The organism is Mesorhizobium sp. B2-4-3 (assembly GCF_006442815.1).
Taxonomy (GTDB): domain Bacteria; phylum Pseudomonadota; class Alphaproteobacteria; order Rhizobiales; family Rhizobiaceae; genus Mesorhizobium.
Map to the genome: position 1 here is coordinate 19,696 of NZ_VFVL01000027.1, position 13,233 is coordinate 32,928.

A 13,233-nucleotide genomic window follows, 5' to 3' on the forward strand; every position below is an offset into this window, starting at 1 on the left:
TTGGCGCCCTCAGCGGATCAGCGGCGTGTCCCAGAGATCGCCGAGCAGCGTCTTCAATTCCTGGAAGCGCTTCGGCCCAAGCTCCTCGGCCCATTCCCGCTCGATATCGAGCAGGATGTCCGCCATCTTCTGGTAGGCGGCCCTGCCCCTGTCGGTGAAGTTCACGACGGTCCCACCGGCATCGTCGGGCGCCGCGCTGCGGATGATATAGCCCATCCCCTCCAGCGTCTTCAGCAACTGGTTCATGGCCTGCTTGCTCATCGCAGCCCGCTCGGCAAGCGCGCTCGGACGCATCCCGTCCGGCCCTGGATACTGGATCACGGCCATATGCGGCGGGCTCAAATCGTCGAAGCCGGATGCCCGCAAATCCCTGATCAGCTTGCGGTGGATGGCCAAGGCCGGCACGCGCAACAGCGCGCCGATCAATGGCGGTTTCTTCGGAGGATCGTCCGTGGACTCAGGCATTGACATGTTGGTAAATTGAGTTTACTCATTTCGGTAAATTCGATTTACCATATGGGAGGATGGAATGCTAGGGAAGGCCAGCGATGTGCGCGTCAATCCGGCGGAAGAAACGATCGGCGATGACGGCGGCCTCGCCATTCGCTTCCTACTCACCGGCGACCAGTCCAACGGCAGCATCGCGGCCTTCGAACTGACCGTGCCCGGCTCGCAGCGGCTGCTCGCCCCGGCGCACAGCCACGACCACTACGAAGAAACGATGTACGGCATCGAGGGCGTACTGACGCTCACGGTCGACGGCAAGAGACACGAGGTCGGGGTGGGACAGGCTCTCTGCATTCCGCGCGGCGCGGTCCATCGCTTCGACAACAACACCGCGGAAACCGCCAAAGTGTTGTGCGTGGTCACACCCGCGGCGATCAGCCCGGACTATTTCCGCGAGGCCTTTGCCATTTTTGGCGCCGGCGGCCCGCCGGACCGGGCCAGGATCATGGACCTGATGCGCCGCTTCGGCCTGACACCGGCGCCACCGCCGCCGCAGACGTGATCCCTCGAAAGTGGTGGGCTCGCCGCATGAGCTGACGAGAATCGCGCCGCCCTCGCGGCGGGTATCCCGTCACTTCGCTTGACGGTCTTTCACATTCGCATGGGCGTTTGCCGCCTCGGTATCGGTAGACGGTGTCTTCGTCTCCTCGCCGGCGAACGGGCTGCCCTGTCCAGGTGCAAGGTCGCCGCTATGGCCGGCCTTGTTGGTCTGGAAAGGCTGGCTGTCAGGGCTGAGGCCATGCTGCGTGGCGTTGAACAGATGGTCGTCCGCCTTGGCAAAACCGGCGAAGGCGATCAGCGATACGCTTGTGACTGCGAAAATGAGCGTGTGCTTTTTCATATCTGGTCTCCATTGAGTGCCAGATCGATCCCGCGCATCCGGTCTGGCGGCTTAAGTGAAGGGACATTGTCCCTTTGCCTGCCCGCCATCTGCATAAGTCAACGCCTGGCACCGCCGGTTTATTCCGGTGAACACGGTTTCCAGACTGAAAGTCGCGCACGGTATTGCGGCCATCCTTATCGGCGATGGCAAGCTTCGCGAAGTCGGCCTGGCGCTCGACATCAGCGCGTCATTCTCACCAACACCGTCTGCGGCTTGCCGTCCAGCGGATCGAACTGGTGCCTTGTACCGGTAACGAATATCAGCCGTTCGCCAACGGCGATACGCGCCTGCAGCGTATAGGTCCGGCCCTTCTGGATTGCCTTGGGATCGAAGCCGATGTCGAATTTGATCGGCAACTGGCCGGTCGGCGCTATCCTGCGCCTGGCGATCACGGCCGCCGGTGCGTCTGCCAGCGAGACGTCGGCGAGCTCGACCACGAGCACGGCATCGGGCGGCAGGGCGATGCGTTCGCGATATGTCACCTCGCCCGCGATCGTCTTTTCGCCGGCATTGGTCGCTTCCGGCACGGCAAGCACGCCGACGACCAGCGGCACCAGCCCGAAGATGAAGAACTCCGCGATCCTGTCCAGCATGGGATTGCTCCGCCAAGCAAATCGGCAGGCTTGGGAAGGATTGCGGTCGTTCGATGGCCGAACGGGAGTTTTTTCTGATGCATGTCGTTGCCCCAGAACCGCTGCACACTTCTGGGCGACATGCATTATTCGCCTTGTTTCTTCCAGCGGTCCGCGGCGTGATCGTCGGCTTCCTTGGCCTCGACCCAGCCGCCTTGAGTGCCGTCGGCGAGATGCTGTCTCTTCCAGAAGGGGGCGCGCGACTTCAGATAATCCATCAGGAAATTCGCCGCCTCGAAGGCCGCCTGGCGGTGCGACGAGGCCGCGACCACCAGCACGATGTTTTCGCCCGGCGCTATCTTGCCATGGCGATGGATGACGGTGAGCCCCTGCAGCGGCCAGCGCTCGAGGGCTTGCGCGGCGATGCGGCCGATCTCGGCCTCGGCCATGCCGGGATAATGCTCGAGCTCGAGCGCCGAGAGCGCGCCCTGCTCGTCGCGGCAAAGGCCGGAGAAGGTGACCACGGCGCCGATATCGGCGCGGCCCCCGGTCAGACGGGCGATCTCGGCGGCGACGTCGAAATCCTCGCGCTGGATGCGGATGGCGGGCACGACGGCGCCGGCCATCTCAGCCCCCGGTCATCGGCGGAAACAGCGCGATTTCGCGCGCGCCCGCTATCTTCTCGCGGTGGCCGACATGTTCCTGGTTGATGGCGACGCGGATGACGTCGGGATATTGCAGCGCGTTCTCATACTCCTCGCCGCGCGACTTCAGCCAGCGCAGCAGATCGGCGACCGTCTCGATGCCGGAAGGCAATTCGACGTCCTCTTCCGGCTTGCCGATCCGCTCGCGCACCCAGGCGAAATAGATGAGCTTCGTGGACATTGTCTTCACTCGTCCATTATGTGCTTGAGGCCGGCGCGGAAATAGTCGTAGCCGGTGTAGAGCGTGACGAGCGCCGCGACCCACAAGAGCACCAGGCCGATCTGGGTGGTCAGCGGAAAGATCTTGTCGCCGGCCGGGCCGACCAGCAGGAAAGCGATGGCGACCATCTGGATCGTGGTTTTCCACTTGGCGAGCTGGGTCACCGGCACCGACACTTTCAGGGCAGCCAGATATTCGCGCAGGCCCGAAACCAGGATCTCGCGGCACAGGATGATGATCGCCGCCCACAGCGACCAGCCGGCGATGCCGCCATGGCGGTCGGTGTCGGCGGCAAGCAGGAGCAGGCAGGTGGCGACCAGCAATTTGTCGGCGATAGGGTCCAGCATCTTGCCGATGTTGGAGGTCTGCTGCCAGGCGCGCGCGAAATAGCCGTCAAAGTAATCGGTGATGGAGGCCAGCAGGAAAATGACCAACGCCGACCAGCGGGCGAAGTCGGACGACTTCAGATGCCCTTCGAGAAAGAAGCACAGCACGACCAGCGGCACCGCGACGATGCGGGCATAGGTGAGGATGTTCGGCAGGTTGAACGCGCGTTGTGCCATGTCGTCTCGGGAAATCTCCTCCGCCAGACCTACTCAAATCAGAAGCCAATGTAGGGGGTCAACAGGCGAGATTCGATTGGACAGGGAAAAAAGGCGTGAACGTCGGTGAAAGGCGCCTCTCTCGGGGACGGAGCATCGGCAGCTTCGATATCGTCATTTCCTGCAACGTTGGCGATTGGCGAAGCCCACGCAGCTTCGTCATCCACGGGCGGAGCGGGAGCGAAGCGAACGCGCAGACCCGAGGATCCATGCCATGACCTTGCGCGAGGAGTGCAAGGGAGCAGAATTCTGCAACGGGATCAATGCCTTGACGTCACGGAATGGATTCTAGGGTCTGCGCCGCGTCGCTGCGCTCCTTGCTCCGCCCTAGAATGACGACCGCGACAAGCGTCGCGACTCCTCTTACCTCGCCACCTAGACAACCTCTTCAACCTCTGTGCTCGGCCCTAGCCCCTCAGCTCTCGTGAAAATGATTGTAGACCAGCTTCGCCACATGCTCGGAAATGCCGTCGACCTTGACCAGGTCCTCGACCGCGGCGCGGCTGACCGCCTTGGCGGTGCCGAAGGCGTGGAGCAGCGCGCGCTTGCGGCCGGGGCCGATGCCCGCGATCTCGTCGAGCGGGCTTTTCACCATCTCCTTCTTGCGCCGTGCCCGGTGCGAGCCGATGGCGAAGCGGTGCACCTCGTCGCGCAGGCGCTGGACGAAATAGAGCACCGGATCGCGCACCGGCAGCATGAAGGAGTCCCTGCCCTTGACGAAGAAGCGCTCGCGGCCGGCGTCGCGGTCCGGGCCCTTGGCGATGCCGATGGCCACCACCCGGTCCTCGACGCCGAGATCGGCGAGGATCTGGCGCACCGCCGTCATCTGGCCCTGGCCGCCGTCGATCAGGATGACGTCCGGCCAGGCCGGGAAGCCGCCATTGCCGGCGACCAGATCCTCCTCGCCGGTTTCGTCCTCGACGGCCGGGCCGGGCTGCTCATCGCCATGTTCCTTGAGCAGCCGCGAAAAGCGCCGCTGCATCACTTCGCGCATCATGCCGAAATCGTCGCCCGGCGTGATCTCGGTCGAGCGAATGTTGAATTTCCGGTACTGGTTCTTCACGAACCCCTCCGGCCCGGCGACGACCATGGCGCCGACCGCGTTGGTACCCATGATGTGCGAGTTGTCGTAGACCTCGACGCGCACCGGCGGTTTTTCCAGGCCGAAGGTCTCGGCAAAACCCTTGAGCAGGCGCGCCTGGGTCGACGTCTCGGCCAGCCTGCGGCCGAGCGCCTCGCGCGCGTTCTGCAGCGCGTGGTCTGTCAGGTCCTTCTTCTCGCCGCGCTGCGGCACCGAGATGGATATCTTGCGGCCGGCATGGGTCGATAGCGCCTCCGCGAGCAGTTCCTGTTCCTGCGTGGTCTGCGACAGAAGCAGCGCGCGCGCCGGCACTTTGTCGTCATAGAATTGCGCCAGGAACGAGCCCAGCACCTCCGCCGGCTCCAGCGCCGGATCGGCCTTGGGGAAATAGGCTCGGTTGCCCCAGTTCTGGCCGGTGCGGAAGAAGAACACCTGGATGCAGGTCTGGCCGCCCTCCTGGTGGATGGCGAAGACGTCGGCCTCTTCCACCGTCTGCGGGTTGATCCCCTGATGCGCCTGCACATGCGAGAGCGCGGCAAGGCGGTCGCGGTAGATGGCGGCGCGCTCGAAATCGAGCTTTTCCGAGGCCTGCTGCATGGCGGCCGAGATTTCGGTCTTCACCTTCTGGCTGCGGCCGGAAAGGAAATCCTTCGCTTCCTCGACCAGCTCGGCATAGCCCTGATGCGAGATCTCGCCGGTGCAAGGCCCGGCGCAGCGCTTGATCTGGTAAAGGAGGCACGGCCTTGTGCGGTTCTCGTAGAAGGAGTTGGTGCAGCTTCGAAGCAGGAAGGCGCGCTGCAGCGAATTGATGGTGCGCCCGACTGCGCCGGCCGAGGCGAAAGGGCCGAAATAGTCGCCCTTGCGCGAGCGCGCGCCGCGATGCTTGTAGATGCCAGGCGAGACATGGTCGCCGGTGAGCAGGATGTAGGGGAACGATTTGTCGTCCCGCATCAGCACGTTGAAGCGGGGCCTGAGCCGCTTGATGAGGTTGGCCTCCAACAGCAGCGCCTCGATCTCGGTGCGGGTGACGACGAATTCCATCGTCGCCGTCTCGCGAACCATGCGACCGATGCGGGCGGTGTGGAAGCGCCCCTGCGCGTAATTGGTGACGCGCTTCTTCAGGCTGCGCGCCTTGCCGACATAGAGAACGTCGCCGGCGGCGTTCATCATGCGATAGACGCCGGGCTGGTTGGGCAACCGCTTGACCAGGGTCTGGATCACCTCTGCGCCGACCATGCCGTCGGCGTCGCCGGCATGTGGCGTCCAGTCTATGGCCGTGAAGGCGACGTCAGGCCCGGTCGGGATCGACTCCGGCTCGACGATCTCCTCCGCCGCCTCGTCCTCGATGTCGAGATCGACATCGGGCGGCAGATCGTCGGCGGCGCCGCCGTTTCTCTTATGTCTTTGGGCTGCGGGACTCATTCCACCATGCCTGTCACATCGGGCGTCTGCCACGCAAGATGCTGGCCGCCGTCGAGCGCGATCATCTGGCCGGTCACCGAGCGCGCCTGCCAGAGATAGCGGATCGTGGCACCGAATTCGGGCAATTGCGGGCCGCGCTTCAGGATGAGGCCGTCAACCTGTTTGTCGAAATCATCGTCGTCCTGTCGCTTGTTCTTCAGCGTCGGGCCAGGACCTATGGCGTTGACGCGAATGCGCGGCCCGAGCGCCTGGGCCAGCATCTCGGTCTGCGTCCAGAGCGCCGATTTCGACAGCGCATAGGAGAAATAGCGTGGCGTCGGCCTCCAGACGCGCTGATCGATGATGTTGACGATCAGCCCCTCTTCGCCTTCGGGCAGGGCACGGGCAAAGGTCTGCGCCAGAAGCGCCGGTGCCTTCACATGGATGGCGAAGTGGCGATCCCAGGCCTGCCAGTCGAAATCCTCGACACGATCGTCGACGAACAGGGAAGCGTTGTTGACCAGCAGCGTGACAGGTCCGAGCATCGCTTGCGCGCGGCCGACAAGGCCGGCCACGGCTTCCATGTCGGTGAGGTCGGCGGCGATCACGGCGGCGCGGCCGCCCTCGCCCGCGATCTTCTCCGCCAGCGCCTCGGCCTCGTCGCTTGACCGGTTGGCATGGATCGCGACGGCGAAGCCATTGGCGGCAAGGTCCTCGACGATCGCCTTGCCGATCCGTCTTGCTCCACCCGTCACCAGCGCGACGGCCGTGGCTTGTCTCATGGTGTCAATCCTCAATCGGCTTCACGATTCCGGGAAGCCGGCACAATATGACGGGCCAAGCGTTAAATGCCATTTCCACCTGGGGCAGGAATGTGGCGAAGCGGCCCGGACGCGTGTCCGCCCCGCCGGATTCGGGGCACCGTTCCCGGCAATATATGTCGCCGGCCCCCTTGAACCAAGCGGTGTGCAGCGCAACATATTTAGCCTGCTGACATTCGCTGTTGCGAAGATGCAACGTCACCTTTCGGCCTCATTCGCGCCGGGGAATGACCCAAGTTCAGGTTCGCTTCAGCCGCATTTCAGCACGACATTTGGAACCGTTGAACGCCAAGCTCGTTTATCCCCCCGGACGGGCCGGGGCGTTTCATGAACAAACAAGCCTAAGTGTCTTGTGGCTTAAGGAGTATAATAATGAAGACCAATCTCAAATTCGCGCCGCTCGCCGCTGCGCTCGGGCTGTTCGCCCTTGGTGGTACCGCCTTCGCGGCCGACGTCGTTTCCGAGGAGCCGCCGGCTCCCGCCCCGGTTGCCGAGCTTCCGGTTGCTTCCTGGGCCGGCCCCTATGCCGGTATCAATCTCGGCTACGGCTTCGGCGGCCATGTGAAGGCCCCGGGCGCCGACGCCAAGACCAAGGGCTTCATCGGTGGCGTTTTCGGCGGCTACAACTGGCAGCAGGAGAACTTCGTCTACGGTGCTGAAGCCGACCTCGGCTACAATGGCACCAAGGGCTCGGATGATGGCCTTTCGGCCAAGACCGGCATCGAAGGCTCGCTGCGCGCTCGCCTCGGCTATGCCGTGACCCCGGAAATCCTGCTCTACGGCACGGGCGGTCTGGCTGCGAAGAACCAGAAGATCGACGACAGCTTCACCGGCGTGAACGACAGCAAGGCCATGCTCGGCTGGACCGCCGGCGCCGGTACCGACATCAAGATCACGGACAACGTGTTCGGCCGTGTCGAATACCGCTACACCGACTACGGCAGCAAGAACTTCGGCGACACGGGCAAGGTCAAGTCTTCGGACAACCGCGTCACGTTCGGCGTCGGTATGAAGTTCTAAGTCGTAAAAGCCACGACACGGAAAAGCCGGGCCTTGCGCCCGGTTTTTTTGTGTCCGCGGATGGCAGAAGGCGGCGAGCTCCTCAGTCGTCCTCATTTCGACCGCTTCGGCGGTTTCGCTTCGCCGGCAGCGTCTCGACGAAAGCCAATGCACGGTCGAGCCAACCGGCAAGATCGGCGTCGGCTGCCGTCCCTTCGGTCGCGACGCGGATATAGCCTTCCATCGAGCGACCACCCATTTCCATCGTGCTTGCATGAGGAAGTGCCGCGGCGGCCGCATGCGCGCCCTTGCCGACGCGTACCAGAAGCCCGCGCTTCGAGGTGCCGATCAGCATGTTGCCGTTGATCATGAAACAGGTGCCGCCGAACATCTTCTGCTCGGTGAAGGCGCGTCGACCGAGGGCGGCGCGCAGGCGCGCGACCATCGGGTCCGGCGCGGCGCCGGTTGAGGGCTTTGCCATGCTCACCACTCCGACTTGGGTGATGCCAAGCAAGCATGGAAGCGGGCGGGGTTCAAGGCGGGCGCAAGGCCGAAGCTGCCAATCTCCCCCCACGTGGGGGAGATGGCCGGTAGGCCAAAGGGGGCGCGAAGGAACGCCAACTTTCGAGGTGGCCCGATCTTTGTTCTGATGGCAGCACATGCTTGGCAAAGACTGAGACGCCGGCGGGACAGCGCCCCCCTCTGCCCTGCCGGGCATCTCCCCCACAAGGGGGGAGATTGGCTGTATCTACCCGGGCACGCTTGCCTTCAGCTCCGGGAACTTCTCGTCAAACCTCGCCGCCCAGCGTACGAGCCGGCTGCGGCCCTTCTCCCATTGGCCGCCGAAACGCAGCGCGAGATAGCCGAGGGCGGCGCGCAGTGCCATGTGGCCGGCGGTGATCTTCTTCGGCAGTTTCGGCGGATTGGCGTTGATGAGGTCGAGCGCGGTGGCGATCTTCGTCCACTGACGGTCGAGCCAGGGCTGGTAGACCATCGTCTCCGGCCGCGTGCGGCGCTCATAGACCATCGACAGGGCGCAGTCGCAGATGCCGTCGGCCAGCGCCTCGAGAACTTCCGCCTCGAGCCGCTTGTCGGGATTGCGCGGGAACAGCGCGTTCTTCGACAGCCGGTTGAGATGCTGGGTGATGGCGCGGCTGTCATGGATGGAGCGGCCGTCCTCCAGCACCAGCACCGGGATCTTGCCGAGCGGATTGGCCGAGATCAGCTCGGCGGGCTTGTCCTCCGTCTTGACCGGCACGAGGTCGATCGCGATGCCGGCATAGGCGGCCGCCATGCGGACCTTCGAACTATAGGGCGACGTGGAAGCGTAGAGCAGTGTCGGCATGATCGGGTTCCCAGTTGTTTACGGCACTGTTGACCGATCGGGATCCGAAGGGCAACGGCCAGCCGGGCAATCCGGATTGGCCAATGCATCTTGTCGGCGCGGGCACCCCAAAGAAAAAGCTCCCGGAAGTTTTGCCTGGCGGCAAGATTTCCGAGAGCTTTTAGGAGGAGCGTCCGCTCCGACTCCGCTCGCTGTGGCACCGAATTGGCGAGAGGGGTGCCAAGGTGGCACCCGCCCTCACCTGTTGCGGTTCGCGAGCGAAGCTTACGCGATTACTTCTTGGCGGCCGGCTTCTTGGCCGGAGCTGCCTTCTTCACTGCTGCCGGTGCCTTGGCGGCGGCTGCCTTCATCGGAGCCTTGGCGGCGGGCTTGGCTGCTGCCTTCGCTGCCGGCTTCTTGGCGGCGGGCTTGGCCGCCGGCTTTGCCGCTGCCTTGACGGCCGGCTTGGCCGCTGCCTTCGCTACCGGCTTCTTGGCGGCGGGCTTAGCCGCAGCTTTCGCTGCCGGCCTCGCCGCTGCCTTGGCCGGAGCCTTGGCGGCGGGCTTGGCCGCTGCCTTCTTCACTGCTGCAGGTTTCGCGGCAGCCTTAGCTGCCGGCTTCTTTGCCGGCGCTTTCGCCGCCGGCGCCTTGGTTGTCGTCTTTGCCATGCGATGCCCCTTGCGTTTTGCCGATGGTCGTGAGTGACCCGGCATGTCTATGCATATCTGACTCGCGACTGTCTAGCCAGCGAAGCAACACAATGATTTTCAGTTATTGAATTTTGGTTACACGAAACGCTCGAAGATGCATCTCATTGAAAAATTGTGAGCGAATCTGTCACTTTCGAAGTGACGGCCCGGGCCACAGATTTTCGCGCGGCTTCTATCGCCCGATCCTCCATCGACCGGCGGCATAACCTTTCATCACAATGTGAGCGGAGTGCTCATAATAGACAAGAGGCCGTCGGACGTCGACTTCATCTTGTCCAGCAGAAACATCTACAGATGAACCGGCCATGCGCGACGACCAAAGCTTGAGCGCTTTAAAGTGAGCTTAAGGCTCATATTCAGGCGCGACAATCAAGTGCTCGCCGGTTGGCGTCCGTGCTGCAGGCGGCGCGCCGGCTCGACCCGGTGCAGATGGACGGCGTAGGTGTCCCAGGGCGGCGAGAGCGCGATCCTGGCCAGCTTGCGGCCGATCTCGCCGCGATGGTAGCTGCCGTGCAAGACGACATGGGTCAGCATCTCCTGCCTCGTCATGCAACCCCTGTCGCCGTCGGTGAAGGTGAAGGCGACCGGGTCGGCAAGCTCTTGCTCTGCAACGGTTTCAAGATAGTCGAGATACCAGCCGTCGATCTCGGCCAAGGCGACGCGCAACGCGCGCGGTTCGGGCGTATCCGGGGTATTGTCGCTCGCATAGCCATGGGCGACGCCCTTCAGATGCGCGGCAAAAATCCGCGACACGACATGGATATGGTTCATCAGGCGGATCGCGGCGCGCCGCTCCTCGGGGTCGCGGGACGGATCCATCCCCGCGAGCTTTCCCACGAGCTCATCATTCGCCCAGGCTTGATAGACAAGCAGGCTCTTCAGCAAGGTCTTGGCGCTCATGTTCCGGTCCATTTGCGTTGGTGAAAAGAATGTGAGTATCCTGTTTATATTCTCGGGAGACGTGCCAGGATGTCTACTCGCATTGCAAAGCCGGCCGCACGCATGCGCAAGCAGCCGCGCCAGGCGCGTTCGATCGCCACCGTCGAGGCGATTATCGAAGCCGGTGCTCGCGTTTTGAGCGAGCTCGGTTGGGCGGGCTTTTCCACCAACAAGGTGGCAGAGGCCGCAGGCGTCAGCATCGGCTCGCTCTATCAATATTTCCCCGACAAGCTCGCTCTGGTCGAAGCGATCCGGCGCCGTCACTTCGATCATGTGCTGTCGGTGATTCGCGAAGCGGCGGCCGACGAGAAGCCGCTCAGGCAATTCGCGCGCGAGCTGGTGCGCGGCATGATCGGCGCGCACTCGATCCATCCGACGCTGCACCAGGTGCTGCTCGACGAGGCGCCCGGCGACCGCGGCTCGCGTGCCGCGCATGCCTCGTTCCAGACGCGCTATCTCGAGCATTACGCGGCGGCCGTCGCGCAGTACCGCAAGCGCCGCAAGGATACCGAGACGATGGCGCGCGTGCTCTCCTCGGCGATCGAGGGCGTGATCCACAACGCGGCACGGCGCAACATGCTCGACGCGCCGGAATTGCAGAGGCAATTGGTCGAGCTGATCGAGGCTTACGTATCGGGCGGCAGGGCAGCCTGAGGCAGCGACGGTTGAGAGGCTGGCGCCGGCCGCGTGCCCGCGCCTCCTCGGTTGCCGGCGTCGCAATTAAATTCGCATCGCTGTCGATTCCACCGATCGCCGTTCGTCGTATCATCGCAACCTGCAAACCGAAGGAACACAAAGATGCGTTTCATGATGCTGATGATCCCCGGCGGCTACGCGACCGCGGCTCCCGACGTCAGGCCCGAGGCCGAGGCCGTGGCGACGATGATGAAATACAATGAAGAGCTGAAGCGGGCCGGCGTGCTGCTTGCGCTCGACGGGCTGCATCCGCCGTCATCGGGCGCACGGGTTTCCTTCAAGGGCGGCAAACCAGCCGTCACCGACGGCCCGTTCGCCGAGGTCAAGGAAGTGCTCGGCGGCTATTGGGTGATCGACGTGCGCTCGCGCGAGGAAGCCATCGAATGGGCACGCCGCTGCCCCGCGGGGGAAAACGACGTCATCGAGGTCCGGCGCGTTTTCGAGATGAACGATTTTCCCGAGGACGTCCAGAAGGTCGCCGACGGATTCGACGAGCTCAAGGATTGACCGCGACTGCAACGATCGAAGCGGTCTGGCGGATCGAGCAGCCGAAACTCGCCGCCAGGCTCACCCGCACCCTGCGCGATGTCGGGCTGGCCGAGGAGGTGGTGCAGGATGCCTTTGTGGAGGCGCTGGAGCGCTGGCCCCGCGACGGCATTCCGCACAACCCGGCCGCCTGGCTGACCAGGGTCGCCATGAACCGGGCGCTCGACCGGCTGCGCCGCACCGTGCTGATCGACGGCAAGCATCGGCAGCTGGCCGTCGATCTCGCCGAGCTGGAGCGCGCGATGCCCGACATCGAGGCGGCGCTCGACGAGGATATCGACGACGATCTGTTGCGACTGATCTTCACCTCTTGCCATCCGGTGCTGCCGGCAGAGCAGCGCGCGGCGCTTGCGCTCAGGATGCTGGGCGGACTGTCGACGCCGGAGATCGCGCGCGCCTTCCTGGTGCCCGAGGCCACGGTCGCCCAGCGGATCGTGCGCGCCAAGCGGACATTGCGCGACGCCGGCATCGCGTTCGAGACGCCGCGCGGGCAAGAGCGGCGCGAGCGCCTGACTGCTGTGCTGGAGGTGATCTACCTGATCTTCAACGAAGGCTATGTCACGTCCTCCGGACCGGACTGGCTGCGCGCCGATCTCGGCAACGAGGCACTGCGCCTCGGCCGCCTGCTGGTGGCGCTGATGCCGGAGGAACCGGAGGCGATCGGACTGCTGTCGCTGATGGAACTCGGCGCCTCGCGCTTCGGCGCCCGCACCGACGGAGCCGGCAATCCGATCCTGCTCTTCGACCAGGACCGCGGCCGCTGGGACTGGTCGCTGATCCGACGCGGCCTCGACCGATTGAAACGCGCGATGGCGCTCACGCCGACGCCAGGTCCCTATCAGCTGCAGGCGATGATCGCCGCCTGCCATGCCCGCGCGGTGAGCGCGGCCGACACCGACTGGATCGCCATTGCCGCCTATTACCAGGCGCTCGCGCTGGCGGCGCCCTCGCCCATCGTCGAAGTCAATCGGGCGGTCGCCGCCGGCATGGCGTTCGGACCGGCGCAGGGGCTGGCCATCGCCGATGCGCTGCTGGACGAACCGCGGCTGAAAGGTACGCATCTCTTGCCCACGGTGCGCGGCGACCTTCTGGCCAGGCTCGGACGGACGGAAGAGGCCCGCGCCGAATTCCGCCGCGCCGCCGAGCTGACAGCAAATGAGCGGGAGCGCGCGCTGCTGTTTGCCAGGGCTGGCGGTGGGGAAGCCAACTCGGGATAGGTCGGCGGGAC

General features: G+C 64.3%; 18 protein-coding genes. 6 read left to right on the forward strand and 12 right to left on the reverse strand.

The genetic code is table 11. The features are described from left to right. Nucleotides 1-9: 9 nt before the first annotated feature. The gene (locus FJ956_RS22545; protein WP_140679913.1) at nt 10-465 is read right to left on the reverse strand and encodes a MarR family winged helix-turn-helix transcriptional regulator; all 456 of its coding nucleotides are present in this window, start codon (nt 463-465) and stop codon (nt 10-12) included. A 64-nt stretch (nt 466-529) separates the two neighbouring features. On the opposite strand from FJ956_RS22545, the gene FJ956_RS22550 reads away from it, so the two are divergent. Beyond that, nucleotides 530-1,009, forward strand: coding sequence for a cupin domain-containing protein (locus FJ956_RS22550; protein ID WP_140679915.1), 480 nt, complete (start codon nt 530-532; stop codon nt 1,007-1,009). Between the two features lie 69 nt (nt 1,010-1,078). On the opposite strand, the gene FJ956_RS22555 is transcribed toward FJ956_RS22550, so the two are convergent. The 7 genes from FJ956_RS22555 to FJ956_RS22585 form a co-directional block, all read right to left on the reverse strand. Next, nucleotides 1,079-1,348 carry a hypothetical protein gene (locus FJ956_RS22555; protein WP_140679917.1) on the reverse strand — a complete coding sequence of 90 codons (270 nt, stop codon included), beginning with the start codon at nt 1,346-1,348 and terminating at the stop codon, nt 1,079-1,081. Between the two features lie 221 nt (nt 1,349-1,569). Then, nucleotides 1,570-1,983, reverse strand: coding sequence for a YbaY family lipoprotein (locus tag FJ956_RS22560; RefSeq protein WP_140679919.1), 414 nt, complete (start codon nt 1,981-1,983; stop codon nt 1,570-1,572). A gap of 125 nt (nt 1,984-2,108) precedes the next feature. Beyond that, nucleotides 2,109-2,588 (reverse strand): molybdenum cofactor biosynthesis protein MoaE, encoded by a 480-nt coding sequence (locus FJ956_RS22565; protein ID WP_140679921.1) that lies wholly within the window; start codon nt 2,586-2,588, stop codon nt 2,109-2,111. Nucleotide 2,589: 1 nt separating this feature from the next. Continuing rightward, nucleotides 2,590-2,847, reverse strand: a complete 258-nt coding sequence (gene moaD / locus FJ956_RS22570) for a molybdopterin converting factor subunit 1 (protein ID WP_041001878.1) — start codon at nt 2,845-2,847, stop codon at nt 2,590-2,592. 5 nt (nt 2,848-2,852) lie between these two features. Further along, entirely contained in the window at nt 2,853-3,449 is a 597-nt protein-coding gene (pgsA, locus tag FJ956_RS22575) for a CDP-diacylglycerol--glycerol-3-phosphate 3-phosphatidyltransferase (protein WP_040984724.1), read from the reverse strand. A gap of 454 nt (nt 3,450-3,903) precedes the next feature. Beyond that, nucleotides 3,904-5,991: an excinuclease ABC subunit UvrC gene (uvrC, locus tag FJ956_RS22580; protein ID WP_140679925.1), complete on the reverse strand. Its 2,088-nt coding sequence runs from the start codon at nt 5,989-5,991 to the stop codon at nt 3,904-3,906. Beyond that, complete coding sequence (locus FJ956_RS22585) at nt 5,988-6,752, reverse strand: SDR family oxidoreductase (RefSeq protein ID WP_140679928.1); 765 nt, start codon at nt 6,750-6,752, stop codon at nt 5,988-5,990. The genes uvrC and FJ956_RS22585 overlap by 4 nt, the downstream gene beginning before the upstream one ends. A gap of 411 nt (nt 6,753-7,163) precedes the next feature. Here FJ956_RS22585 and FJ956_RS22590 point away from each other — a divergent pair, with 411 nt between their 5' ends. Further along, nucleotides 7,164-7,811 carry an outer membrane protein gene (locus FJ956_RS22590; protein WP_140679930.1) on the forward strand — a complete coding sequence of 216 codons (648 nt, stop codon included), beginning with the start codon at nt 7,164-7,166 and terminating at the stop codon, nt 7,809-7,811. An 82-nt stretch (nt 7,812-7,893) separates the two neighbouring features. Here FJ956_RS22590 and FJ956_RS22595 read toward each other — a convergent pair whose 3' ends face one another. Together FJ956_RS22595 and FJ956_RS22600 are read right to left on the reverse strand one after the other, a co-directional pair. Next, nucleotides 7,894-8,271 (reverse strand): TfoX/Sxy family protein, encoded by a 378-nt coding sequence (locus tag FJ956_RS22595; protein ID WP_140679932.1) that lies wholly within the window; start codon nt 8,269-8,271, stop codon nt 7,894-7,896. Nucleotides 8,272-8,538: 267 nt separating this feature from the next. Beyond that, complete coding sequence (locus FJ956_RS22600; protein ID WP_140679934.1) at nt 8,539-9,135, reverse strand: glutathione S-transferase family protein; 597 nt, start codon at nt 9,133-9,135, stop codon at nt 8,539-8,541. A 14-nt stretch (nt 9,136-9,149) separates the two neighbouring features. Here FJ956_RS22600 and FJ956_RS30725 point away from each other — a divergent pair, with 14 nt between their 5' ends. Beyond that, a complete protein-coding gene (locus tag FJ956_RS30725; RefSeq protein ID WP_210243611.1) occupies nt 9,150-9,299 on the forward strand; it encodes a hypothetical protein in 150 nt (49 codons plus the stop codon). Between the two features lie 108 nt (nt 9,300-9,407). On the opposite strand, the gene FJ956_RS30605 is transcribed toward FJ956_RS30725, so the two are convergent. Together FJ956_RS30605 and FJ956_RS22610 are read right to left on the reverse strand one after the other, a co-directional pair. Then, nucleotides 9,408-9,782 carry a hypothetical protein gene (locus FJ956_RS30605; RefSeq protein ID WP_181170264.1) on the reverse strand — a complete coding sequence of 125 codons (375 nt, stop codon included), beginning with the start codon at nt 9,780-9,782 and terminating at the stop codon, nt 9,408-9,410. Nucleotides 9,783-10,193: 411 nt separating this feature from the next. Continuing rightward, a complete protein-coding gene (locus tag FJ956_RS22610; RefSeq protein ID WP_140679938.1) occupies nt 10,194-10,724 on the reverse strand; it encodes a DinB family protein in 531 nt (176 codons plus the stop codon). 102 nt (nt 10,725-10,826) lie between these two features. On the opposite strand from FJ956_RS22610, the gene FJ956_RS22615 reads away from it, so the two are divergent. The 3 genes from FJ956_RS22615 (at nt 10,827) to FJ956_RS22625 (ending at nt 13,222) form a co-directional block, all read left to right on the forward strand. Further along, nucleotides 10,827-11,417, forward strand: coding sequence for a TetR/AcrR family transcriptional regulator (locus tag FJ956_RS22615; RefSeq protein WP_140680075.1), 591 nt, complete (start codon nt 10,827-10,829; stop codon nt 11,415-11,417). Nucleotides 11,418-11,561: 144 nt separating this feature from the next. Further along, on the forward strand, nt 11,562-11,966 hold the full coding sequence (locus tag FJ956_RS22620) for a YciI family protein (RefSeq protein ID WP_140679941.1): 405 nt from the start codon (nt 11,562-11,564) through the stop codon (nt 11,964-11,966). Further along, entirely contained in the window at nt 11,963-13,222 is a 1,260-nt protein-coding gene (locus tag FJ956_RS22625; RefSeq protein ID WP_140679944.1) for an RNA polymerase sigma factor, read from the forward strand. Before FJ956_RS22620 ends, FJ956_RS22625 begins: the two co-directional genes overlap by 4 nt. Nucleotides 13,223-13,233: the final 11 nt, after the last annotated feature.